The organism is Serratia sp. BW106, assembly GCF_002607755.1.
Taxonomy (GTDB): Bacteria; Pseudomonadota; Gammaproteobacteria; order Enterobacterales; family Enterobacteriaceae; genus Serratia; species Serratia proteamaculans.
The window spans coordinates 24917-49000 of sequence record NZ_MCGS01000020.1 but is presented as its reverse complement, the minus strand read 5'-3'; the positions used below and the strand labels follow the sequence as shown (position 1 = coordinate 49000).

The 24084-nt window shown below is 55.6% G+C and carries 24 protein-coding genes; 8 read left to right on the top strand and 16 right to left on the bottom strand.

The window, feature by feature from the left end; all coding sequences use genetic code 11:
- Positions 1-44 precede the first annotated feature (44 nt).
- Together cpxA and cpxR are read right to left on the bottom strand one after the other, a co-directional pair.
- Positions 45-1418, bottom strand: coding sequence for an envelope stress sensor histidine kinase CpxA (gene cpxA, locus BEI65_RS14180; protein ID WP_099063886.1), 1374 nt, complete (start codon positions 1416-1418; stop codon positions 45-47).
- Entirely contained in the window at positions 1415-2113 is a 699-nt protein-coding gene (gene cpxR / locus BEI65_RS14175) for an envelope stress response regulator transcription factor CpxR (protein ID WP_004953234.1), read from the bottom strand. Before cpxR ends, cpxA begins: the two co-directional genes overlap by 4 nt.
- Positions 2114-2262: 149 nt before the next feature.
- On the opposite strand from cpxR, the gene cpxP reads away from it, so the two are divergent.
- From cpxP to BEI65_RS14155, 4 genes are all read left to right on the top strand, one after another.
- Positions 2263-2757: a cell-envelope stress modulator CpxP gene (gene cpxP / locus BEI65_RS14170; protein WP_099063885.1), complete on the top strand. Its 495-nt coding sequence runs from the start codon at positions 2263-2265 to the stop codon at positions 2755-2757.
- Positions 2758-2873: 116 nt separating this feature from the next.
- Positions 2874-3776 carry a CDF family cation-efflux transporter FieF gene (fieF, locus tag BEI65_RS14165; RefSeq protein ID WP_099063884.1) on the top strand — a complete coding sequence of 301 codons (903 nt, stop codon included), beginning with the start codon at positions 2874-2876 and terminating at the stop codon, positions 3774-3776.
- 218 nt (positions 3777-3994) lie between these two features.
- Complete coding sequence (pfkA, locus tag BEI65_RS14160; protein ID WP_085120029.1) at positions 3995-4957, top strand: 6-phosphofructokinase; 963 nt, start codon at positions 3995-3997, stop codon at positions 4955-4957.
- Between the two features lie 194 nt (positions 4958-5151).
- Positions 5152-6141 carry a sulfate ABC transporter substrate-binding protein gene (locus BEI65_RS14155; RefSeq protein WP_099063943.1) on the top strand — a complete coding sequence of 330 codons (990 nt, stop codon included), beginning with the start codon at positions 5152-5154 and terminating at the stop codon, positions 6139-6141.
- A 65-nt stretch (positions 6142-6206) separates the two neighbouring features.
- Here the strand turns inward: BEI65_RS14155 and tpiA are convergent, their stop codons facing one another.
- The gene (gene tpiA, locus BEI65_RS14150; RefSeq protein WP_085120028.1) at positions 6207-6974 is read right to left on the bottom strand and encodes a triose-phosphate isomerase; all 768 of its coding nucleotides are present in this window, start codon (positions 6972-6974) and stop codon (positions 6207-6209) included.
- 127 nt (positions 6975-7101) lie between these two features.
- Positions 7102-7692 carry a DUF1454 family protein gene (locus tag BEI65_RS14145; RefSeq protein WP_099063883.1) on the bottom strand — a complete coding sequence of 197 codons (591 nt, stop codon included), beginning with the start codon at positions 7690-7692 and terminating at the stop codon, positions 7102-7104.
- 198 nt (positions 7693-7890) lie between these two features.
- On the opposite strand from BEI65_RS14145, the gene BEI65_RS14140 reads away from it, so the two are divergent.
- Positions 7891-8316, top strand: a complete 426-nt coding sequence (locus BEI65_RS14140) for a DUF805 domain-containing protein (protein ID WP_099063882.1) — start codon at positions 7891-7893, stop codon at positions 8314-8316.
- A gap of 9 nt (positions 8317-8325) precedes the next feature.
- Here BEI65_RS14140 and fpr read toward each other — a convergent pair whose 3' ends face one another.
- Together fpr and BEI65_RS14130 are read right to left on the bottom strand one after the other, a co-directional pair.
- On the bottom strand, positions 8326-9072 hold the full coding sequence (gene fpr, locus BEI65_RS14135) for a ferredoxin--NADP(+) reductase (protein ID WP_099063881.1): 747 nt from the start codon (positions 9070-9072) through the stop codon (positions 8326-8328).
- A gap of 3 nt (positions 9073-9075) precedes the next feature.
- The gene (locus BEI65_RS14130) at positions 9076-9699 is read right to left on the bottom strand and encodes a metalloregulator ArsR/SmtB family transcription factor (protein ID WP_099063880.1); all 624 of its coding nucleotides are present in this window, start codon (positions 9697-9699) and stop codon (positions 9076-9078) included.
- Between the two features lie 296 nt (positions 9700-9995).
- Here BEI65_RS14130 and emrD point away from each other — a divergent pair, with 296 nt between their 5' ends.
- Entirely contained in the window at positions 9996-11180 is a 1185-nt protein-coding gene (gene emrD / locus BEI65_RS14125) for a multidrug efflux MFS transporter EmrD (protein WP_099063879.1), read from the top strand.
- 32 nt (positions 11181-11212) lie between these two features.
- On the opposite strand, the gene glpX is transcribed toward emrD, so the two are convergent.
- The 3 genes from glpX to BEI65_RS14110 form a co-directional block, all read right to left on the bottom strand.
- Complete coding sequence (gene glpX / locus BEI65_RS14120) at positions 11213-12223, bottom strand: class II fructose-bisphosphatase (RefSeq protein ID WP_099063878.1); 1011 nt, start codon at positions 12221-12223, stop codon at positions 11213-11215.
- A gap of 131 nt (positions 12224-12354) precedes the next feature.
- A complete protein-coding gene (gene glpK / locus BEI65_RS14115) occupies positions 12355-13863 on the bottom strand; it encodes a glycerol kinase GlpK (protein ID WP_099063877.1) in 1509 nt (502 codons plus the stop codon).
- A gap of 43 nt (positions 13864-13906) precedes the next feature.
- Positions 13907-14752, bottom strand: coding sequence for an MIP/aquaporin family protein (locus BEI65_RS14110; protein ID WP_099063876.1), 846 nt, complete (start codon positions 14750-14752; stop codon positions 13907-13909).
- A gap of 539 nt (positions 14753-15291) precedes the next feature.
- Here BEI65_RS14110 and zapB point away from each other — a divergent pair.
- Entirely contained in the window at positions 15292-15531 is a 240-nt protein-coding gene (gene zapB / locus BEI65_RS14105) for a septal ring assembly protein ZapB (protein WP_012147470.1), read from the top strand.
- A 56-nt stretch (positions 15532-15587) separates the two neighbouring features.
- On the opposite strand, the gene rraA is transcribed toward zapB, so the two are convergent.
- From rraA to priA, 7 genes are all read right to left on the bottom strand, one after another.
- Complete coding sequence (rraA, locus tag BEI65_RS14100; RefSeq protein ID WP_020837546.1) at positions 15588-16073, bottom strand: ribonuclease E activity regulator RraA; 486 nt, start codon at positions 16071-16073, stop codon at positions 15588-15590.
- Between the two features lie 80 nt (positions 16074-16153).
- Complete coding sequence (locus BEI65_RS14095) at positions 16154-17071, bottom strand: 1,4-dihydroxy-2-naphthoate polyprenyltransferase (protein WP_099063875.1); 918 nt, start codon at positions 17069-17071, stop codon at positions 16154-16156.
- A 93-nt stretch (positions 17072-17164) separates the two neighbouring features.
- On the bottom strand, positions 17165-18499 hold the full coding sequence (hslU, locus tag BEI65_RS14090) for an HslU--HslV peptidase ATPase subunit (RefSeq protein ID WP_085120017.1): 1335 nt from the start codon (positions 18497-18499) through the stop codon (positions 17165-17167).
- Positions 18500-18511: 12 nt separating this feature from the next.
- Positions 18512-19042, bottom strand: a complete 531-nt coding sequence (hslV, locus tag BEI65_RS14085) for an ATP-dependent protease subunit HslV (RefSeq protein ID WP_012147466.1) — start codon at positions 19040-19042, stop codon at positions 18512-18514.
- Positions 19043-19144: 102 nt separating this feature from the next.
- The gene (gene ftsN, locus BEI65_RS14080; RefSeq protein WP_099063874.1) at positions 19145-20074 is read right to left on the bottom strand and encodes a cell division protein FtsN; all 930 of its coding nucleotides are present in this window, start codon (positions 20072-20074) and stop codon (positions 19145-19147) included.
- Positions 20075-20139: 65 nt separating this feature from the next.
- Positions 20140-21168 (bottom strand): DNA-binding transcriptional regulator CytR, encoded by a 1029-nt coding sequence (gene cytR, locus BEI65_RS14075; protein WP_099063873.1) that lies wholly within the window; start codon positions 21166-21168, stop codon positions 20140-20142.
- A gap of 289 nt (positions 21169-21457) precedes the next feature.
- Positions 21458-23653 (bottom strand): primosomal protein N', encoded by a 2196-nt coding sequence (gene priA / locus BEI65_RS14070; RefSeq protein WP_099063872.1) that lies wholly within the window; start codon positions 23651-23653, stop codon positions 21458-21460.
- A 198-nt stretch (positions 23654-23851) separates the two neighbouring features.
- Between priA and rpmE the strand changes: the two genes are divergently transcribed.
- The gene (rpmE, locus tag BEI65_RS14065; RefSeq protein ID WP_012147462.1) at positions 23852-24067 is read left to right on the top strand and encodes a 50S ribosomal protein L31; all 216 of its coding nucleotides are present in this window, start codon (positions 23852-23854) and stop codon (positions 24065-24067) included.
- The last annotated feature ends 17 nt before the right edge of the window (positions 24068-24084 follow it).

Sequence of the window (24084 nt, the reverse complement as noted above, 5' to 3'; positions counted from 1 at the left end):
GAGGGGCGCAGAATAGCAAAATCTTACCGGCCTGTCTTAGGCGATCAGCGCTGATGCAAGGGTAACCACAACACCAGACGCAAACCACCGAGCGGGCTGTCTTCCGCTTTCACCCAGCCGCGGTGCTGGTTGACCGCCGCCTCTACGATTGCCAGGCCCAAACCGGTGCCACCGGAGGCGCGATCGCGCGCTTCGTCGGTGCGATAAAACGGTCGGAAAATTTGTTCGCGATCTTCCGCACTGACGCCGGGGCCATCATCGTCGACCACAATGGTGATGCCCTGATTGTCGGCGCTGAATGCCACGGCGATACGTGTGTTCGAATAGCGCAGGGCGTTACGTACGATATTTTCCAGCGCGCTGTCCAATGCGCCGGCGTTGCCGAACAGCGTCCATGGACCCGGAGGGGAGGTAACCTCCAGTTGTTTGCCCATTTGTTCGGCTTCGAAGCCCGCGTCATCCAGCACATTGGCCCACAGTTCATTAGCCAGTAGCCGTTCACGTACTAACTCGCTTTTCTGCTGTCCGCGTGACAATACCAGCAGATCGTTGATCATCGAGTCCAGGCGCTGCGCTTCGGTCTCGATACGCGCCAGTTCACGCCCTTCACCGTGGCGACGGCGCATTAACGCGGTCGCCAACTGCAGACGGGTCAGCGGGGTGCGCAGTTCATGCGAGATGTCGGAGATCAGCCGTTGCTGAGCGGTCATCATGCGTTCCAGCGAGCTGACCATTTGGTTGAAACTGGCACCGGTAGCCAGAAACTCTTGCGGCCCGGCTTCGAGCTCCGGATGTTGTTTCAGGTTGCCGCGAGCTACGTCATCGGCCGCGTTTTTCAGTTTACGTGCCGGTTTTGCCAGGCTCCAGGCCAGCCACAGCAGTAATGGGGCGCTGATCAACATGGTGACGATCAGCAGCAGCAGCGGCCGGTCGAACATCAGGTTGATGAAGTCGGATTGTGGGCTATTGGCGGGACGGATCAGGTACAACTGGTAGTTGTCTTCACCATCACGTACCGAGAATGGGCCGACCAGTTCGACACGGCCGTATTTTTTCTTCTTCGGGTGGTCGGAATTATCAGATTGGCCGATAAAATTACGCACCAACTGCATTTCGTTGCGCTGCATGTTGCCAATCACCCGGCCTTCGCTGGTGACCAGGAGCAGCCGCTGCCCCGGTGGGGCCCATTTTTCGATGGCGCGGAATAAGCGCCGCCACCACATCAGGTCGTTGGCCGGATCGTTTTGCAACTCGGCCTCGACATGTTGCTCCAGCATCAGCCCCTGCCGCTGCTCGCTGTCCAGCAGCGAGGTCATTTGGCGGGAGTCGAGCTTGGGCACCATCAACACCAGCATCAGCACCAGGGCTAATGTGAACCAGAAAATGGCGAAGATGCGTGCCGTCAAACTGTTGATCATGTCGCAGATACCATTAAGTAACCCCGCCCACGCAACGTTTTGAACCACGGATGGCCGTCTTTGCGGTTCGGCAGTTTACGTCGCAGGTTGGAGATATGCATGTCGATGGCGCGATCGAACGGTGTCAGGCGTTTGCCCAGCACTTCCTGGCTCAGCAGTTCACGTGAAACCACCTGGCCGAGATGCTGCGCCAGCAGGTACAGCAGGGTAAATTCGGTGCCGGTGAGATCCAGCGTTTGGCCGTCGAAACTGGCTTCCTGGCGGCCCGGGTTGAGCTGCAAACCGTCAACGTCCAGCGTGGGTGCGCCGGTATCCACGTTTTGCTGCTGTTCGCTCCAGTTGGAACGGCGCAGAATCGCACGAATACGCGCCACCAGTTCACGATCGTTAAATGGTTTTGGCAAGTAGTCATCGGCACCCAGTTCCAGGCCCAACACGCGGTCGAGTTCACTGCCGCGTGCGGTCAGCATAATGACCGGCGTCTGGTGGTGCTGACGCAGTTCTTTTAAGGTATCGATACCGTTTTTCTTCGGCATCATGATATCGAGCAACAGCAGATCGATGGAGCTGTCCAGAAGCGACAACGCCTGTTCACCATCGTAGGCCACGACGATGGTAAAGCCTTCCATTTCAAGCAGTTCTTTTAACAGCGAGGTTAGCTCGCGGTCGTCGTCAACTAACAGAATTTTATTCATTGTGTATTTTCCTCCTGACGCAAAATACGTCATCAACTGTTGGCATTCCATGACTTTACGTAGTTTTACATGCACTGACGCATGTTTGCAGGTGCAGCAGTACACTGCTCCTCGTTGATTCGCAAAGTGAGAAAGCACGAGGAGTTAAAATGCGTAAGGTGACCGCATTAGTTATGGCATCAATGCTGGCAATAGGTTCTACCGCTGCGTTCGCTGCCGACACTACATCGGAAACTGTACCGACTCCCGGAAGCGACGCGATGACCAGAGCACCCGGTCAGCACCATATGTTTGATGGTGTCAGCCTGACCGAAGAGCAGCGTCAGCAAATGCGCGATTTAATGCGCCAGGCGCGCCACGATCTGCCTGGTGTCAATGTAGCTGAAATGGAAGCCATGCATAAGCTGGTGACCGCAGACAAATTTGATGAAGCCGCCGTGTATGCCCAGGCGGAACAGATGGCTCAGCAACAGGTTAAGCGCCAGGTCGAAATGGCCAGAGTGCGCAACCAAATGTATAACCTGCTGACGCCACAGCAAAAAAGTGTTTTAGACCAGAAGCATCAGCAGCGCATGCAGCAGATGGAGCAACAAATTTCTGGTTTGCAGCAAACTTCTGCCCAGAAGTTAAGTATGACTGAGTAGTCCCTGTTTTTCCTTGCCATAGACACCATCCCTGTCTTCCCCCGCCATGATGGCGGGGTTTTTTTTGTCCATCATTCCGCTATATTGACCCTCTTAATGTTTAACCGGGATGGGTTATGGAACCGCAATATGCGCGTCTGGTGAAATCCGCTGCGTTAGCTGCCACCGCATTGGCCTCCATACTGTTAATGATCAAAATTGTCGCCTGGTACCACACCGGTTCAGTGAGCTTGCTGGCGGCGTTGGTGGATTCTTTGGTGGATATCGCCGCATCGCTGACTAATCTGCTGGTGGTGCGTTATTCGCTGCAGCCGGCTGACGAGGAACACACTTTCGGGCACGGTAAGGCCGAGTCATTGGCTGCGCTGGCACAAAGCATGTTTATTTCCGGCTCGGCCCTGTTTTTGTTCCTGACGGGTTTCCAACATCTGTACTCCCCGGAAACGCTACGTGATCCCGGTATTGGTATTGCCGTGACGGTGGTGGCCTTGTTCAGCACCTTGCTCTTGGTCACATATCAGCGTTGGGTGGTAAGAAAAACCCGCAGTCAGGCGGTGCGAGCAGATATGCTGCATTATCAGTCAGATGTCATGATGAATGGTGCTATTCTTATAGCGCTTGCGCTAAGCTGGTACGGTTTTCAACGGGCGGATGCGCTGTTTGCATTGGGCATTGGCGTCTACATTCTTTATAGCGCGCTGCGGATGGGTCATGAGGCGGTGCAATCGCTGCTGGACAGGGCATTACCGGACGATGAACGTCAGGCGATCATTGATGTGGTTTCTTCCTGGCCAGGGGTGAAAGGTGCACACGATTTGCGTACCCGCCAGTCTGGCCCGACGCGTTTTATCCAGTTGCATCTGGAGATGGACGATGCGTTGCCACTGATGCAGGCACATCTTTTAGCCGAGCAGGTGGAACAGGCATTGTTGCATCGTTTCCCCGGTGCGGATGTCCTCATCCATCAGGATCCCTGTTCCGTGGTACCAGAGGGGCGACAGGGGCGTTGGGAGCTATAATCAATGCAGGGCCGGTGAGAGCCGTTTTGCGGTTAGCTCAGCGTGCCATGGTGGCTTTTTACCGCAATATTGCGTGACTTGAATCAATTCAGCTGGGTGTTTTTGTTATAATATCCAGCAATAAGCCGTAAAGCTGGTTTTCTGCAGCCGGAGAGGTTTCAAGACAATCGGCGAATACAGAATTCTTAAGAAATTGCATCTACAGTTCAGAGGTAGTCATGATCAAGAAAATCGGTGTACTGACAAGTGGCGGTGATTCGCCGGGTATGAACGCTGCGATCCGTGGCGTTGTGCGTGCTGCCCTTTCAGAGGGTCTGGAAGTTTTTGGTATTTACGATGGCTACCTTGGTTTGTACGAAGATCGCATGGAAAAATTGGACCGCTACAGCGTGTCCGATATGATCAATCGCGGCGGCACCTTCCTCGGTTCAGCCCGTTTCCCGGAATTCAGAGACGACAGCGTACGTGCCAAGGCGATTGAAAACCTGAAAAACCGCGATATCGATGCGCTGGTGGTCATTGGCGGTGATGGTTCCTATATGGGTGCCAAACGCCTGACGGAAGAGGGTTTCCCTTGTATCGGTCTGCCTGGCACCATCGATAACGACGTGGCCGGTACCGACTACACCATTGGTTATTTCACTGCGCTTGAAACCGTGGTGGAAGCGATTGACCGGTTGCGCGATACCTCATCCTCACATCAGCGTATTTCCATCGTTGAAGTGATGGGACGTTATTGCGGCGATCTGACGCTGGCGGCGGCTATCGCCGGTGGTTGCGAGTTTATCGTGTTGCCTGAGATTGAGTTCAACCGCGAAGATCTGGTGTGTGAAATCAAGGCTGGCATCGACAAAGGTAAAAAACACGCGATCGTGGCGATCACCGAACACATCTGCGATATCGATGAGTTGGCGCGCCATATCGAGCAAGAAACCAAGCGTGAAACCCGCGCCACCGTGTTGGGTCATATTCAGCGCGGTGGTTCGCCGGTAGCTTACGACCGCATTCTGGCTTCCCGCATGGGCGCTTACGCCATCGAGCTGTTGTTGCAGGGCTACGGTGGTCGCTGTGTCGGTATCCAAAACGAGAAGATGGTGCATCACGACATCATTGATGCGATCGAAAATATGAAGCGTCCCTTCAAGGGCGACTGGCTGGAAACGGCGAAAAAACTCTACTGATCCCGTTTTAATTCAGGCAATAGAAGCCTCCGCATGCGGAGGCTTTTTTTATCCCTCGCAGCAGATATATTCCATAATCGTCTAGCCCAACATTTTTTATTCTTTAATTGATAGGAGAGTTTCTGGCAGGCTCTGATGCTAAATCAACCGATTGAGGTTGCGATTATTTTTCCTGGGAGAGCGAGTCGATGCGTATGCGTAAATGGGGTGTAGGTCTGACAATCATGCTGCTGGCGTCTGGTGCCATGGCGAAAGATATCCAATTGCTGAACGTTTCATACGACCCGACGCGTGAATTCTATCAGGAATATAACACCGCATTCGGTAAATACTGGCAGCAACAGACCGGCGATAAAGTCACTGTACGCCAGTCGCATGGTGGTTCAGGCAAGCAGGCGACCTCGGTCATTAACGGCATTGAGGCCGACGTGGTGACACTGGCGCTGGCTTATGACGTGGATGCTATCGCCGAGCGCGGACGCATTGATAAAGAGTGGATCAAACGCCTGCCGGATAACTCGGCACCTTACACCTCGACCATTGTGTTCCTGGTGCGAAAAGGCAACCCAAAACAAATTCACGATTGGGCAGATTTGATTAAACCGGGTGTCTCGGTGATTACTCCGAACCCGAAAACCTCCGGCGGTGCACGCTGGAACTATCTGGCTGCCTGGGGTTACGCGCTGCATCAGAACAATAACGACCAGGCCAAGGCGCAGGAATTCGTTAAAAACCTGTATAAGAACGTCGAAGTGTTGGACTCCGGTGCGCGCGGCTCAACCAATACTTTCGTTGAACGTGGTATCGGCGATGTGTTGATCGCCTGGGAAAACGAAGCGCTGCTGGCGGAAAAAGAGCTGGGCAAGGACAAGTTTGAAATTATCACCCCGAGTGAATCGATTCTGGCTGAGCCGACCGTGTCGGTGGTGGATAAGGTGGTTGATAAGCGCGGTACCCGTGATATCGCTACGGCTTACCTGAAGTATTTGTATACGCCAGAAGGGCAAACCATCGCGGCGAAAAACTATTACCGTCCACGTGATGCGGCAGTGGCGGCCAAATTTGCCGACCAGTTCCCGAAACTGAAGCTGTTCACCGTAGATGATACTTTCGGTGGCTGGACTCAGGCGCAGAAGGTGCACTTTGCCACTGGCGGTGTGTTCGACGAAATCAGCAAGCGTTGATGACGAATGGCAACAATAAAAAACCCCGGCAAGCCGGGGTTTTGTTATTTATAAGCAGAGTGAAATCAGGCTTTTTTAGCAGCAGCAGCGGCTTTGACGATCACGGCGAAAGCATCGGCTTTCAGTGATGCGCCGCCAACCAGCGCGCCGTCGATATCCGGCTGGGTGAACAGTTCTGCGGCATTCTTGTCGTTCACGGAACCGCCGTACTGGATGATCACTTCTGCAGCCACGGCTGCGTCCTGCTTGGCGATGTGATCGCGGATAAATTTGTGTACTGCCTGTGCTTGCGCAGGGGTAGCAGACTTACCGGTACCGATAGCCCAAATTGGTTCATAAGCGATAACCGCGCCTTTAAAGGCTTCAGCACCCTGGGTTTTCAGCACGGCGTCGATCTGGCGTGCACAAACTTCTTCGGTTTTACCCGCTTCGTTTTCTGCGTCAGTTTCACCGATGCACAGCACTGGGATCAGACCGGCAGTTTTCAGCACGGCAAATTTTTCGGCGATCGCAGCGTCAGTTTCTTTGTGGTAAGTGCGACGCTCGGAGTGGCCGATGATGATGTATTGAGCACCAACATCTTTCAGCATGTCGGCGGAAACTTCACCGGTGAATGCGCCGGACAGGTTCACGTCTACGTTTTGGGCGCCCAGGGCAATGCGGCTGCCGGCCAGTGCGTGCTTGGCCTGGTCCAGATACATGACCGGTGGTGCGATAGCAACGCCACAACCGTCAACGCTGCTCAGTTCATTGCGCAGCGCGGCGATCAGTTCGTTAACCATGTGAGTGCTGCCGTTGAGCTTCCAGTTACCCATAACTAATGGATGACGCATGTTTTTTCCTCCAACAAGGGAACGCGAGAGTCGAAATAACCACTGCCGGACCGGCAGTTTACCTGCCCAACAGTATAGAGATGATTAAGCGCGAAGGCTTTGCTTTTCGTCATTAAATAGCCAGCTGTTACGGCTCGGATAACGCCAGCTTAACCGGTTCAACAGCGAAAGTTATCCCTTTATCGCCGTTGTCTGCCACCACATAACGGATTGCGCCGATCTGCTGTTGGTAGAAGCGTGAACCTTTGCCTTTTTCCAACAGGTTAGCCACTTTGCTCAGGCTTTTTTCCACCGTCAGCGCCGGTTCAAACTGGCGCATCAGTGCGGCCATATAACTGATGGCGATGGTGCGGGTGGCCTTTTCTTCACTGCTCTGCTGCAGCGGCAGGTGGGTGATCTGCAGCGTTTTGATTTTGCCGGTGCCTTTTTCCAGCGCGATGGAGGCGTAGAGATTTTCGTTCAACTTGCTGGCTGCACGCGTCAGCAACGGCGTGTCGTCTTCTGCCGTTGCGATGGCACGAAATTCACCAATCGGCAGCGTTGGGTTGTCGCGGTTATATTTTTCGCGGAATTTTACCACCGTCAGATCAAACGTCGGCGCCCCGGCCAGCAGGTACGGCGCGGTGGGCGACGCACTGACGGCGGCATCCGGCGGATCGGCCCAGGCACTGCTGATACCCAACAACAGGCAGGCGATGGCGATGGTTTTTCTCAGCATGGCATACGACATCAAGAACAAAGATGGCTCCGATTAAAGCGATAACCGAGGGGGGTTGTCAAAGATCCCGCGCCATTATCGCTTGCTGACAGGAAAGCTGTGCGTTACTCCGCGTAATGCAGGGCGGAAATCTTCGCCCTGCAGCGCCTATGTTACACTGCACGGCAGAATATGGGCAGGCTAACAATGCAGGATTCAATGACAATACAACAGTGGTGCTTTTCGTTTAAGGGCCGAATTGGGCGGCGTGATTTCTGGATTTGGATGGTGTTATGGTTGCTGCTGATGGCGGTGGCTTTTTCTCTGGCCAGTCGTGAACTGGTGGATATCCAGACCATTGCATTCTTTATCGTGGGGTTGCTGTGGCCGACGGCGGCAGTGCTGGTGAAACGGCTGCACGACCGCAACAAAGCAGGCTGGTGGGCGTTGTTGCTGATCCTGGCGTGGTTGCTGGCGGCGGGCAACTGGCAAATGCTGGCCCCGCTCTGGCAATGGGGCGTCGGGCGGTTTGTCCCGACGCTGATCATTGTGATGATGATGATCGATTTGGGCGCGTTTGTTGGCACGCCCGACACCAACCGTTTTGGCCCACCGGCCGAACCGGTGAAGTTCGGCGCGGACTGAGGTAACAGCTTACCAGTATTGCTCGCTGGTGATATGGCCCGGCTTGCGGCGCAGGTGCTTGCGCATCTGCCGCTGATCTTTCAGCGTTTGTTGGGTATCCCGCACCATTTGCGGGTTACCGCACAGCATGACGTGGTCAGTTTCAGCGTCGAGGGGTAATCCCACCGCTGCTTCCAGCCGGCCATCCTCGATCAGCGCCGGCACGCGGCCCGTCAGTGAACCGCTGACTTCTTCGCGACTAACGATAGTCTGAATGCGCAGTTTACCGTTGTAGCGCTGCTGTAATTGTTGCATCAGCGGCAGGTAGCTGAGATCGCGCGCAAAGCGGGTGGCATGTACCAGCACCAGGTTTTTGAAACGCTCCAGGTCTTTGCCTTCCTGCAGCATCGACAGGTAAGGGCCAATCGCGGTACCGGTTGCTAACATCCACAGGGTGTCGCATTCAGGCACTTCCTCCAGCACGAAAAATCCGGCGGCCTCTTTGGTCACCATCACTTCCGACCCCGGCTGCAGCTGATTGAGGCGTGGGCTCAGTTTACCTTCCGGCACGGTAACCAGATAAAACTCCAGATTTGGGTCACTGGGAGCGTTGACGTAGGAATAGGCGCGTTGCACGCGCTCGCCGTCAATTTCCAGCGCCAGTTTGGCAAATTGCCCGGCGGTAAAAGGAGCAATGGGGGCATGGACGGTAATGCTGAACAGCCCGTCTGTCCATTGCGTGACTTGCGTAACCTTGCCATTAACCCAGTCAGCCATACTCTAAAGCTCCAATCGTCGAATCAAATAAGCGCAATGTCGTGAACCGGAAATAGCGTGCGCAGTACGCTCTATGCGATAGCCGTGGCCAAACAAACGGTTAAACAGTTGCAGCTCCGAGTTGCACAGGCTACTGCAGGCGGTGGCCGCCACGCCGATCGGGCAGTGGTTTTCCACCAGTAACATGCCCTGCGGATGCTCAACCAGTTCGGCCATGTAGCCATCATGCTGCCGCAGACGCACCAGTCGGGTGAGTTTGGCCTGATGGCAGGTTTCCTCTGACAGCTGTTCGGCATAGCGCTGATAAAGCTTGTCTTCGCGCGCATTCAGTAGCTGCTCCACCTCTTCAGCGCCAAACAACTGATGGGCAGATCCCAACATCTCCGCCGCCAGCCGATCGTGGCCATTGGCAAACTGGGCGTGGCCCTGATGGGTCAGCGACCAGTAACGGGTGGGGCGACCTACTTTGGTACGCGCTTCCTCGTAATCAACCAGCTCACGTTTCTCCAGGGATTGCAGATGCTGACGGATACCCATGGGGGTGATGTCCAGACGCTCAGCCAGCATTTTGGCTGAATGTGGCCCCAGGGTTTTTAACTGCAATAAAATCAGCTCTGTTGTTTTCATAAACCCAATCCCTATGGTGTTATTTTATTTCAAGATGATGAAAATAATTATCGATTAAATGCTAAAGCCAAACTATTGAAAGTTTGCCATTTTTAACCCATAAGCGGTAGACGTACAGTTTAATTTACGAGGCTGGTTGGCTTTGCTGCCACTGTGACGGAGATCAATATCTGTCTGAAACTCGCTAAAAAAATCAGATTTGTTAGCTTATGCCGCCATAGAGGGCTGCTCGCCGTTCTGGCTGATTTTCGGGCCATACCGGGACGCTGTGACGAGTTAATACGTTAACGAAGATAATGAGAAAAATAGAAAACTTTCACCTGTTGGTGATGCTTACCCTGTTAGTGGCCGTCGGTCAGATGGCACAAACCATTTATGTCCCCGTTGTCGCTGATATCGCTAAAGATTTCTCGGTACGTTCCGGTGCGGTGCAGCGCGTGATGGCGGCCTATCTGATGACCTATGGTTTCTCGCAGCTGATTTACGGCCCGCTGTCGGACCGTATTGGCCGCCGCCCGGTGATCCTGGCCGGGATGATGATTTTCATGATTGGCGCTCTGGGTGCGCTGTTGTCCAATAACCTGACGATGCTGGTTGCCGCCAGTGCCATTCAGGGGATGGGGACCGGTGTGGCTGGGGTGATGGCGCGAACCATGCCGCGTGATCTGTATGCCGGTACCTCGCTGCGCTATGCCAACAGCCTGCTTAACATGGGGATTCTGGTTAGCCCGCTGCTGGCGCCGATCATCGGCGGAGCATTGGCGATGGTATTTGGCTGGCGTGCCTGCTATGCCTTCCTGTTGGTACTCTGTGCCGGTGTGGCTTTCGCCATGTTCCGCTGGCTACCAGAAACCCGCCCGCAGCAGACCGAGAAACGACGAATGCTGGCAAGCTTCCGCAAGCTGCTGGCCGACGGGACCTTCAGTTGCTATCTGGTGATGCTGATTGGCGCTTTGGCGGGGATTGCGGTCTTTGAAGCCAGCTGTGGCGTGCTGATGGGCGGCGTGCTGGGTCTGAGCGGTCTGACCGTCAGTATCCTGTTTATTCTGCCAATTCCGGCGGCGTTCTTTGGGGCCTGGTATGCCGGTCGTGACGGTAAAACCTTCCACAGCCTGGTGTGGCATTCGGTGATCAGTTGCCTGCTGGCGGGCCTGATGATGTGGATCCCAGGGTGGTTTGGCGTGATGAACATCTGGACGCTGATTGTACCTGCGGCGTTGTTCTTCTTCGGGGCCGGTATGATGTTTCCGCTGGCGACCACCGGGGCGATGGAGCCATTCCCCTATCTGGCCGGTGCGGCTGGCGCGTTGGTCGGGGGCATGCAGAATATGGGCTCCGGCCTGGCGACCTGGCTTTCCGCCATGTTGCCGCAGACCGGGCAGTTTAGCCTTGGCCTGCTGATGTTTGCCATGGCGTTACTGATTCTGCTGTGCTGGTGGCCGTTGTCCCACCGGATGCAGCATCAGGGACATACCGTATAAAACGAACAGGGCGCCTTCGGCGCCCTGTTTAATTACAGCAGAAACTCGTGCAGCGCCGGGTCTTTACGATCCAGATAATGGGTCGAGCGGATGCGGCGGATAGTGCGTGACTTGCCGCGGATCAACAGCGTTTCCGTGGTGGCCATATTGCCCTGACGGCTAATCCCCTCCAACAAATCGCCCTTGGTGATGCCGGTGGCGGAGAAAATCACGTTGTCGTTGCGCGCCATATCATCCAGCAGCAGTACCTTGCCGGCTTCAATCCCCATCTCTTTACAGCGTGCCAGCTCCTCTTCGCCGATGCGACGATTCTCGGCGCTGTCGCCTTTGACCTGATGACGCGGCAGCAGGCGTGCCTGCATATCACCGTCCAGAGCACGGATCACCGCGGCAGAAATTACCCCTTCCGGCGCGCCGCCGATACCGTACATCACGTCGACTTCACTGTCTGGCATGCAGCTCAGAATTGAGGCCGCCACGTCGCCGTCGGGGATAGCGAACACTCGCACCCCGAGCTGCTGCATCTGGGCAATAACGCCATCGTGACGCGGCTTGGCCAGGATCACCACCGTCAGTTGGCTCAGTGGCTTGCCCAGGCAGACCGCGACGTTGTTCAGGTTCTCAGCCAGCGGCAGGTTAAGATCGATAGCGCCGCGCGCTGCCGGGCCCACCACCAGTTTTTCCATATACATGTCAGGGGCGTGCAGGAAGGTACCGCGATCGCCCACCGCCAGCACTGCCAACGCATTGGGCTGGCCCATGGCGGTCATGCGTGTGCCTTCGATGGGATCGACGGCGATATCCACCGCGTCGCCCTGGCCGCTGCCGACCTGCTCGCCGATATACAGCATCGGCGCTTCATCAATTTCGCCTTCGCCGATCACGATGCGGCCATCGATATCCACTTTATTGAGCATAATGCGCATTGCGTTGACCGCAGCGCCGTCGGCGGCGTTCTTGTCGCCGCGTCCCAGCCATTTATAGCCCGCCAGCGCGGCGGCTTCGGTAACGCGGGAAAATTCGATGGCTAATTCACGTTTCATGGCAAAACCTGTCTGTGAGAAAGGAAGAAAATATCGGCAAAGTTTATCACAGCACGCGGCGGCGGGGGCGGGGCAAAAAAATGCGCCGCCCGGAGGCAGCGCATGATGGGGGTTAACCGGGCAAACAAGCGTTAGTCGTGCTCTTCCCAGGCTTGTGCGCGGGCAACCGCTTTTTTCCAACCGCTGTAACGGAAGTTACGCTCGGTGGTTTCAATGCTTGGGCGGAACTCACGCTCGATGACCGCTTTGCTCTTCACTTCATCCAGGTCATTCCAGTAGCCGATAGCCAGGCCTGCCAGGAATGCGGCACCCAGTGCCGTCGACTCACGCACCTCAGGACGCTCTACACGAGTACCGAGGATGTCAGACTGGAACTGCATCAGGAAGTTGTTAGCGACCGCGCCACCGTCCACACGCAGCGATTGCAGGCGAGTGTTGGAGTCGGCTTGCATGGCATCCAGCACGTCGCGCGTCTGGTAGGCAATGGATTCCAGCGTGGCACGAATGATGTGGTTGCTGTTCGCGCCGCGGGTCAGGCCGAAGATGGCGCCACGGGCATACGGGTCCCAGTAAGGTGCGCCCAGGCCGGTGAAGGCCGGTACCACGTACACGCCGTTGCTGTCTTTCACCTTGGTGGCGAAGTATTCGGAGTCGGCCGCATCGCTGATCAGTTTCAGCTCATCGCGCAGCCACTGAATGGAGGCGCCGCCAATGAAGACGGCCCCTTCCAGCGCATAGTTCACTTCGCCGCGTGGGCCGCAGGCGATAGTGGTCAGCAGGCCGTGGTTAGAACGTACCGCTTCTTTGCCGGTGTTCATCAGCAGGAAGCAGCCGGTGCCGTAGGTGTTTTTCGCCATGCCCGGTTGAACGCACAGTTGGCCGTACAGCGCCGCCTGCTGGTCACCGGCGATACCGGCGATAGGGATACGCGTACCGCCTTTACCCCCGATGTTGGTCTGGCCGTACACTTCAGAAGACGAACGGACTTTTGGCAGCATGGCGCGCGGGATATCCAGCGCTTCCAGCATGCGTTCATCCCAGTCCAGCTCATGGATGTTGAACATCATGGTACGTGAGGCGTTGGTGTAATCGGTCACATGCACCCGCCCTTGGGTCATTTTCCACACCAGCCAGGTGTCGACAGTACCGAACAGCAGCTCACCGCGTTTGGCGCGTTCACGGGCGCCTTCAACGTGATCGAGGATCCATTTTACCTTGGTGCCGGAGAAGTACGGGTCAACCACCAGACCGGTGTTGTGACGAATGTACTCTTCCATGCCATCGCGTTTGAGTTTTTCACAGATGTCGGCGGTGCGGCGGCATTGCCAGACGATGGCGTTATAAATCGGTTTGCCGGTCTCTTTTTCCCAGACGATGGTGGTTTCGCGCTGGTTGGTGATGCCGATACCGGCGATCTGATCGGAATTGATGTCGGCTTTTGCCAGCACTTCCACCAGCGTGGAGCTTTGTGACGACCAGATCTCCATCGGATCATGCTCAACCCAGCCGGCTTTCGGGTAAATCTGCGTGAATTCACGCTGCGACACCGCAACAATATTGGCATCGTGGTCTAGCACTACGGCACGTGAACTGGTAGTTCCCTGGTCGAGAGCGACAATGTATTTTTTTTCTACAGTCATGATTTTAGTCCTGCTGTTGTTAACCGTTTTAAAACTGTGCCAATCACGCTTTACGCTGCTGAGCCTTGGCGGCGGGTTGTTCTTCGTCTACACAGACATCACACGGCAGATTGCGGCCAATGAGCATGCGGTAGCCAAAGGCACCCAGGCAGGCACCGATGATTGGGCCAAAGATAGGCACCAGGAAGTACGGAATATCACGCGCACCGGTGAAGGCCACTTTGCCCCAGCCAGCCAGATAAGCGAACATTTTCGGGCCGAAGTCACGGGCCGGGTTCAGCGCAAAGCCGGTCAATGGTCCCATAGAGGCGCCGATCACGGCAATCAGAATACCGATTAACAGCGGTGCCAGCGGGCCGCGTGGAATGCCGTTACCGTCATCGGTCAGCGCCAGGATCAGGCACATCAGGATCGCGGTAATCACCGTTTCAACCAGGAAAGCCTGGCCAACGGAGATGTGTGCATTAGGGTAGGTGGAGAAGATACCGGCCAGGGCCAGGCTTTCGTCGCTGCCGCGCACCATATGGTTGACCGCTTCAAAGTCGAAGAACAGGTTGTAATACAACCCGTAGACCAGCGCTGCTGCGCAGAAGGCTCCGGCGATCTGTGCGACGATGTAAGGCAGTACTTTGCGCCCGTCAAAGCAGGCAAACAACCACAGCGCGATGGTCACCGCCGGGTTGAGATGCGCACCGGAGATGGCAGCGGTCAGGTAGATGGCCATGGCAACGCCCAGGCCCCAAATGATACTGATTTCCCATTGACCGAAGCTGGCGCCAGCCAGTTTCAGCGCGGCAACGCAGCCTACGCCAAAAAATATCAACAGGCCGGTGCCGAGGAACTCAGCGATACATTGGCCTTTTAGGGTCGGACTGGTGGTTTGGCTCATAATGTTGTTGTCCTGCAAAACGGCGGTTGTGGGTTTATAGGCTCAGGGTGTGCATCAACCCGGCCTATGGGTACAGTTTTTTTCATCTCGTCCAATTATTAATTGAGGACGTGATGTAAATTTATCGTTAACGAACATAAACGAGAAATAGCGAAATCAAAATGTGTGTGCTGAGTCATAAAATTGAGCGAATTCGCGTCGTTTTGTGTTCTTTCTGCACCATAAAACTGTGATCTGACCAGTGTTCCAGCCACCGTTCGTTAACAAATCAATTTACGCACCCTGGGTATTTTCAGTTTTTGCTGATGGTGACGGCAGGAAAATTGCAACAGACTGCGCGTTGAGCCGGATGTTGCTAGACAGTCGGGGACAGGCTACTTACAATCGTTTTTATCGAAAGAAGCGTTTTATCGAGACAGGCGCGTTATTTTCAATAAAAGCGTGTGTCACTTGGCGCGATGCATATTCGCAGCAGTTGCAACCTGAGTTGCGGCCGTTACCTATAGATGTACGCCTTGCTATCATGAGGGGACTGAAGAATGTCATTTGAAGTATTTGAGAAATTGGAATCAAAAGTTCAGCAGGCGATCGATACCATCACCCTGCTGCAGATGGAAATTGAAGAGCTGAAAGACAAAAACAACACTCTTTCACAGGAAGTTCAGGCTGCCTCCGGCAACCACGAATCGCTGGTACGTGAGAACCAGCAACTGAAAGAAGAGCAGCACGTATGGCAAGACCGCTTGCGTGCGCTGTTGGGCAAAATGGAAGAAGTCTGATTCCGGATTGCACGATCGAAAAGGGCGCCCAAGGCGCCCTTTTTCATATCTGAAGATTACTCGATATCGAGTGGATCCTCGGACAGGATAATACCGGTATTGTCAGCATACAGATGATCGCCGGAGAAGAACGTCACACCGCCGAAGTTAACGCGGATGTCGCTTTCGCCAATGCTCTCACTGGCGGCACCCACCGGAATGGCCGCCATCGCCTGAATGCCGATGTCCAACTCTTCCAGATCGTCTACCTGACGAACCGCACCGTAAACCACGATGCCTTCCCATTCGTTCTGAGTTGCCAGACGCGCCAGTTCTGCGTTGATCAGGGCACGACGTACCGAGCCGCCACCGTCAATCACCAGGACGCGACCGCGGCCGTTTTCTTCAAGCAACTCGAATAACAGGCCGTTATCCTCAAAGCATTTCACCGTAGTGATTTGCCCGCCAAATGAAGTACGCCCGCCAAAATTGGAGAATAGAGGCTCAACTACGTTCACCTCTTCGTGATAGATGTCGCAAAGTTCGGAAGTATCGTATTTCATAGGATTTTACGTCTGTTTGCCGCTGGAATAACCAGTATATCCCTTTATTCGCCCTGTTGGCAAAATCATCAGTTCGATGGCTAACTGAGCACCACGCCAATAGCGAACAACACATTGGCCAGCAACGCGGCCTTAACCATATGTTCCAGCATAGGTCGCATGCCGGCAGGGGTCGGATCGCGCAACACGCGCAAGCCATGGCGGACCAGCAACGGGATGGCCAAGACAAACAGCCAGCCCCACAGGCTATGCAGGTTAAGCAGCGTGAACAGCGTAAAGCACGCCACCGCACCGATCAGCAGCAACACGTGGTAATAACGTGCCTTCTGCGGCCCAAGTCGGACTGCCAGGGTATTCTTGCCGTTGGCACGGTCGCTTTCGATATCGCGCAGATTATTGATATTGAGCACGGCAGCAGCCAGCAGGCCGCAGGCGGTGGCCGGCAGCATCACGATGCTGTCAAAGGTGTGGGTTTGCAGGTAGAAGGTGCCTGCAACGCTTAGCCAGCCGAAAAATACCAGCACCGAAATATCACCCAGGCCTAAATAACCATAGGGTTTGTTGCCCACGGTATAGGTAATGGCGGCGACGATAGAAAGCCCGCCCAGCACCAGGAAGCCCACCACGTCGCTGGGTTGTTCACAGGCTACGGCGATCAGTGAACAGCCAGCCAGAGTGATCAATACCACCGTCACTATCAGCGCACGTTTCATCTGCGCCTGGGTGATCATGCCTTTTTGCATGCCACGTAGCGGCCCGATACGGTCTTCTTTGTCGCTGCCTTTTACCGCATCGCCATAGTCGTTCGCCAGGTTGGAGAGAATTTGTAGCAGGCCGGCCGTCAGCAGTGCCAGCAGTGCCACGCCAGGCTTCAGGCTACCTTGCCAGGCGGCTATGGCAGAACCGACGACGATCGAGGCAAAGGCCAGCGGCAGGGTGCGCGGTCGTAAACTTTCAAGCCAGGCTCTGGCCGGGGAGGTGGTAGTTGATGAGCTCATTTTTCGCTTCAGAGTTAGTGGCTGCGTCCGTTAGAAATAATTGTGGGAGGCATAATGCCTCCCACAGATGACTGACTGGACATGATTGAGCGATTATAGGATAAAACGACTCAAATCTTCATCCGCTACCAGTTCATCCAGATGATTACGTACGTAATCCGCATCAATTGTAATGGATTGACCGTTAATTTCACTCGCATCATAGGAAATATCTTCCATCAGACGCTCAAGCACGGTGTGCAAACGACGCGCGCCGATGTTTTCGGTGCTTTCGTTAACCTGCCATGCGGCTTCAGCGATACGGCGGATACCTTCGGCGGTGAACTCAATATTGACGCCTTCGGTGCCCATCAGCGCTTTGTACTGCTCGGTCAGCGAAGCGCTTGGCTCGGTCAGAATACGCTCGAAATCTTCGGTGGTCAGCGCCTGCAACTCAACGCGGATCGGCAAGCGGCCCTGCAGCTCAGGGATCAAGTCTGATGGGCTGGCGGTCTGGAATGCGCCGGAAGCGATAAACAGAATGTGATCGGTTTTCACCATGCCGTGCTTGGTGGAAACGGTACAGCCTTCCACCAGCGGCAGCAGGTCGCGCTGCACGCCTTCGCGAGAGACGTCCGGGCCGGAGCTTTGGCCGCCGCGCTTACAGATTTTGTCGATCTCGTCGATAAACACGATGCCGTGCTGTTCAACCGCTTCGATCGCCTGTTCTTTCAGCTCTTCCGGGTTCACCAGCTTGGCCGCTTCTTCTTCCACCAGCAGTTTGAAGGCTTCTTTGATCTTCAGCTTGCGTGGTTTCTGCTTCTGGCCGCCGAGGTTCTGGAACATCGACTGCAGCTGGTTGGTCATCTCTTCCATGCCTGGAGGCGCCATGATTTCTACGCCCATCGGCGCAGCAGCCAGATCGATCTCGATTTCTTTGTCGTCCAACTGGCCTTCACGCAGTTTCTTGCGGAATGCCTGGCGTGCCGCGGACGGCTCCTGATGCTCTTCCGCCTGGCCCCAGTTGTTCTTGGCCGGAGGCAGCAGTGCGTCAAGGATGCGCTCTTCTGCCAGCTCTTCGGCGCGGGTACGGTTCTTGTCGATGGACTGCAGACGCACCATTTTGATCGCGGCATCGGTCAGATCGCGGATGATGGAATCCACTTCTTTCCCGACGTAGCCCACTTCGGTGAACTTGGTGGCTTCAACCTTGATGAACGGCGCATTGGCCAGTTTTGCCAGGCGACGGGCGATTTCGGTTTTACCGACACCGGTCGGGCCGATCATCAGAATGTTCTTTGGCGTGACTTCATGACGCAGCATCTCGTTGAGCTGCATCCGGCGCCAGCGGTTACGCAGGGCAATGGCAACGGCACGTTTGGCTTTGTTCTGGCCAATGATGTAGCTGTCCAGTTCGCTGACGATCTCGCGCGGGGTCATTTCAGACATAGTATTCGATCCTTACGCTTTGGAAGGCAATTCTTCAATGGTGTGGAAATGGTTGGTGTAAATACAGATGTCACCGGCGATGTTGAGGGACTTATCAACAATTTCGCGGGCGCTCAGCTCGGTATTTTCCAACATCGCGCGGGCGGCTGCCTGGGCGTACGGACCGCCGGAGCCAATCGCAATCAAATCATTTTCAGGCTGGATCACGTCACCGTTACCGGTGATGATCAGCGAGGAGTTTTCATCCGCTACCGCCAGCAGCGCTTCAAGCTTGCGCAGCATGCGGTCGGTACGCCAGTCTTTTGCTAATTCAACGGCCGCTTTCACCAGGTGACCCTGATGCATTTCCAGCTTGCGCTCGAACAGCTCAAACAGCGTGAAGGCATCCGCGGTACCACCGGCAAAACCGGCAATCACTTTATCGTTATACAGGCGACGCACTTTCTTCACGTTGCCCTTCATTACCGTATTGCCCAAGGTAGCCTGGCCATCGCCACCGATCACTACCTGGCCGTTGCGGCGTACGCTTACAATTGTTGTCACGAGCAGACCCTCGTTGAAGACGGAAAGAAGCCCTCGCAGTATCTGCTTGCACAGACACTACGAGGCATATTGAGAGTATAGATGGGGGGGGATTGACGCTTTTCAACCCCCAACGGAGAGGGGAATGCAACTTGACATGCCTACGCCCTTCAGGCGCGACAGGGTTTTGTCCGCAGCAGCCCGGCTGCTGTAAGGGCCGAGCACCACACGGTTCCAGCCACCGCCGGCGGTGATACGGCTTTCAATACCCTCAAACGCCAGACGCGCACGCACGGACTCCGCCTGATCGGTTGCGCGGAATGAGCCACACTGCACCATCCACTTCTGCTTCGACTCAGGTTTGGTTTCCTGCTTGGCCGTTTCCTGTTTCACTTCCGGCTTGGTTTCCGGTTTGACCTCAGGTTTCGGCTGCTTAACCTGCACCGGCGGCGGTGTCACCGTCTGCGGCTTGGGTTGTGGCTTGGGCTGAGCCGGCTGCTGCACCGGTGCTGTCGTCGCGCCGCTGTTAAACGGATTGCGCGGTTGAGCTACCTGCTGCTGCTGGATCTGCTGTTGTTGCACCTGCTGCTGTTGCTGCAGACGGCTACGGGCAGCGGCCTGTGAAGGGTCGTTATACGGCACTTCATTCAGCTGCGTTGGGCGTTGTTGCATATCTGCCTGCATCTGATCCAGCAGTTGGCGTTGTTCTGCAGTCAACTGAGTCTTGGTGTTGGTGGTGCCGCCGGCCGTAGGTTCGGTCGGGGTTTGCACGCCAATCTGACGATTCTCCAGCTCTTTGATGTAGCGCCAACGCTCTTCCGGCTTTGGCGGCAAGCCGTTGCCCGGACGACTGCTATGCACAGGCAGCAGCGGAGTGTCATCCGGCTTGTTGTGCGTTATGAAATAGAGGCCACCGATAAAGATCACCAGAAGTGCGACGGCCAGCGCCAACACGGTTTTGGAGACCTTCGGAGAACTGCGTTTTTTACGGCTGGGGGTTTTACGCTTAGCTCCTGCTGCGCGCCCTCGGCTTACATAGTCTTTTTGTGCCACTATTATTCCGCTGTGTCCTGATGAGGGGATAAGTCCGTCATGTTACTGAACCCTAAAATATTTGACTAGCGTTTAGGGGCAGCGGTGCTGCCTCTGATAATCAATTCACTGTCCAATAGCCGGGAGCCACTTGCCACTGTCTGTCCGTGTAGCTGCTCCAACAGCAACAACATTGCCTGCTGGCCAATCTGGTAACGGGGTTGAGCCACCGTGGTTAACGGCGGGTCGCAATACTGTGCCAGTTTGATGTCGTCAAAGCCGACGATAGACAGGTCCTGCGGGACTCGCAACCCCATCTTTTTCGCCTGCGACAGCACGCCGATCGCCATGACGTCACTGTGGCAGAAGACGGCCGTCGGCGGTTTTGGCTGTGCCATCAACGCCGCGAGCGCCTGAGCACCCGCTTCGTAGGTGAAATCACCCCGGGTAATATAGCTGCTTTCGACGCTAATGCCATTACGACGTAGCGCCTGAATGTAACCTTGCAGCCGATAATGGCTGAGCGGCATCTGCTCCGGCCCGGCGACACAGGCGATTTGCTTGTGACCGAGCTGATGCAAATAATGTACGGCTTCGAAGGCGGCGGTCAGGTTATCGATGTGAACCGTCGGCAGTTCCAGCTCCGGGGCAAACTCGTTGGCCATCACCATCGGCGGCAGATTACGCTGCTCTTCCTTGCTGGCATCGAACGGCAAATTGGAACCGAGCAGCAGCATGCCATCGATTTGTTTGGTGATGATCAGATTGACGAAGGTGCGTTCCTGCTGGTTTTGCTGCGCGCAATCGCCAATCAGCACCAGGTAGCCCTGTTGTGCTGCGGTTTGCTCGATCCCCTGGATCACATCGGCGAAAAACGGATCGCAAATGTCGGGGACGATCACCAGGATGGTTCGGGATTCGTTACGTTTGATATTGCGGGAGAGGGCATGAGGAGAATAGCCCACGGCCAGCACGGCCTGTTCCACTTTCTGACGCGTCGGCGTTGACACCTTTTCCGGGTTCATCAGCGCACGCGACACGGTTGCCGTTGAAACGCCCGCCATTTCGGCAACGTCTTTCATGGTTGCCATGGGTAACTCTTTCTTGTGTTCCAACGCCTTTCTCCTTGCGTTAGCCCCATGCCAACGCGACTACTTCAGTTGCTCACAAATTCTTACCGTGCGGTGGTGTTGTTATCATTTAGCGCCATCCGCGTTCAAACATTCCGTCACGCTGCTGCAAGAGGTGACAAAATTGCCTTCACAGACATTCTAAACAGAATATGTCCTGCCTTTGTTACCTAATTTGCATAAAAAGTGTGACCTGGGAAGGTTTTTTAGCGTTCGCTCGCAATTTCAAGGGTAAACGTTTGCCTGGTAGGAACTGAATCGGACTTTTCTGGGTTCAACTGTCTATAGGATCAATGTCCAGCGTCCACTTCACCTTACGCGCCTGCGGCAGGGTGCTGACCAGGGGCAGGGAGCTTTTCATTATCTGTTGCAGCACCCGCCGAGAAGGGTGTTGCAATAGCAATTGCCAGCGGAAGCGGCCACCGCGTTTCGACTGCAGTGCCGGGACCGGCCCCATCACCCACAGCGAATCGTCTTTCAGCGGGCTGGCCTCCAACAGGTTGCGCAGCTGCTGCAAGAATTGGGGGGCCTGCTGGTTATCGTGATCTTCCGAACGCACGATAATATGGCTGGTGTAAGGCGGCAGGAACACGCTATTGCGCTCTGCCAGCGTTTGTTTGGCAAAGGCGTCGTAGCCCTGTTGCAGCAGAATTTGCAGCAGTGGGTGTTCCGGGTGGTGGGTCTGTAACAGCACCTCTCCGGGCTTACCGGCGCGGCCTGCCCGACCGGAGACCTGGGTGTACAGCTGGGCAAAGCGTTCTGCGGAACGGAAGTCGGCTGAGAACAGCGCGCCATCGACGTCCAGCAGGGCTACCAGCGTGACATCCGGGAAGTGGTGACCCTTGGCCAGCATCTGGGTGCCGATCAAAATGCGCGAGCCGCCGCGGTGAATATCTGCCAGATGCTGCTCTAGCGAACCCTTGCGGCTGGTGGTATCGCGATCGATACGGGTGATCGGGATTTCCGGGAACAGCGGCGCCAGTTCGTTTTCCAACTGTTCGGTGCCGACGCCGACCGACACCAGATGGGTAGAGCCGCATTGAGGGCACTGGTGGGGGACCGGTCGCTGGCTGTCACAGTGGTGGCAGCGCAGTTGACGATGATTCTGGTGGAAGGTGTAGTAATGATCGCAACGCTGGCACTCGGCGATCCAGCCGCACTCGTGGCATAGCAGCGCCGGGGCATAACCGCGCCGGTTCAGGAACAGCATCACCTGATTACCGGCCTTCAAATGGTGTTGCATGCTTTTCAGCAGCGGCTGCGAAAGACCCACCTTCAGCGGCAGGCCTTTTAGATCGATCAGGTGCTGCGCCGCTGGTTTGGCGTTACCCGCACGTTGGGTGAGTTTGAGCTGGCGATATTTACCCAATTGCACATTGTGCAGGGTTTCCAGCGCCGGTGTGGCGGTGCCCATCACCATTGGGATGTTTTCCTCGCGGGCGCGGAATACCGCCAAATCGCGGGCGTGATAGCGCCAGCCTTCCTGCTGTTTATAAGAGCTGTCGTGCTCTTCGTCGATGATGATCACGCCCAGTCGAGAGAACGGGGTAAACAGCGCCGAACGGGTACCGATGACAATCGCCGCCTCGCCGCTGCGGGCGCGCAGCCAGACTGACAGACGTTCGCTGTCATTGAGGCCGGAGTGCAGCACCTCCACCGGCGCATTGAAGCGCTCGCGAAAGCGGGCAATGGTCTGCGGTGTCAGGCCGATTTCCGGTACCAGCACCAGCGCCTGCTTACCTGCTGCCAGAATATTTTCCAGCACGCTGAGATAGACTTCGGTCTTGCCGGAACCGGTGACCCCGGCCAGCAGCCAGGTGGCAAACTGGTCGTCTTCGCTGCGGATGGCACCTACTGCGGTGGCCTGTTCGGTATTCAGCCGCAGCCGCTCACCCAACACTTCAAAGCCGGGCCGCCAGTCCTGCGTAGCCACCGTCTGTGCCCGTAGATCGATCAGCCCCTTGGCGCGCAATGCCTGCAAGGCGCTCTCGGTTAATGCCAGTTCACTGACCTGGTGGCGATAGACCGGGCGCTGCAGCAGCGCGGCCAGCGCCTGCTGCTGTTTGGGCGCTCGCTTCAGGCTCTCTGGCAGCGTGGCGCGGCCCTGTTCGGTAGCGAACCATTGCCACAGCGGGGCCGTTTCAGCCGGTTTCCCCTGGCGCAGCAGGATGGGCAGCGCGTGGAACAGCACTTCACCGATCGGATAATGATAATAGTCGCTGGCCCAGCGCAGAATGCGCCACAGGCTGGGGGAGAACAGGGAGGCGTGGTCGATTACGCTGTCGATGGGTTTGAGCTTATCGAGCGGTAATTCGCTGGTCTCGCTGCAGCCGGTGACGATACCGATCGCCCGTTGCTTGCCCCAGGGCACGGCTACGCGAGCGCCGACAGCCGGCTGCAGGCCTTGCGGCAGCAGATAGTCGAAGGTGCGGGCGAGGGGTACCGGCAAAGCAACGTGAACAACAGGCATGGGGTCATCCAGAGTAAAAAAAACAGTCCATCAGTTTACACGGCGCACCGGCAAATGTACGGTTCCGATTGCGCGGTACTTTTAATTCTGTATAATTTGCCGCCTTTGGTATAATTCGATACCAAATTTTTTATCAACCACGTGTGGTGTCTGGCGAAACAGGGCTGGATAGCGACACGGCCTTAACTGAGGTTTCCCATGAAACAAGGTATCCACCCAAAATACGAAGAAGTTACTGCTAACTGCTCTTGCGGTAACGTGATCAAAATCCGCTCTACAGTGGGTCACGATCTGAACCTGGACGTTTGTGGCGAATGTCACCCGTTCTACACTGGCAAGCAGCGTGATGTTGCTACCGGTGGCCGCGTTGACCGCTTCAACAAGCGTTTCAGCGTGCCAGGCGCTAAGAAATAAGATTTCTTATCGTCAGA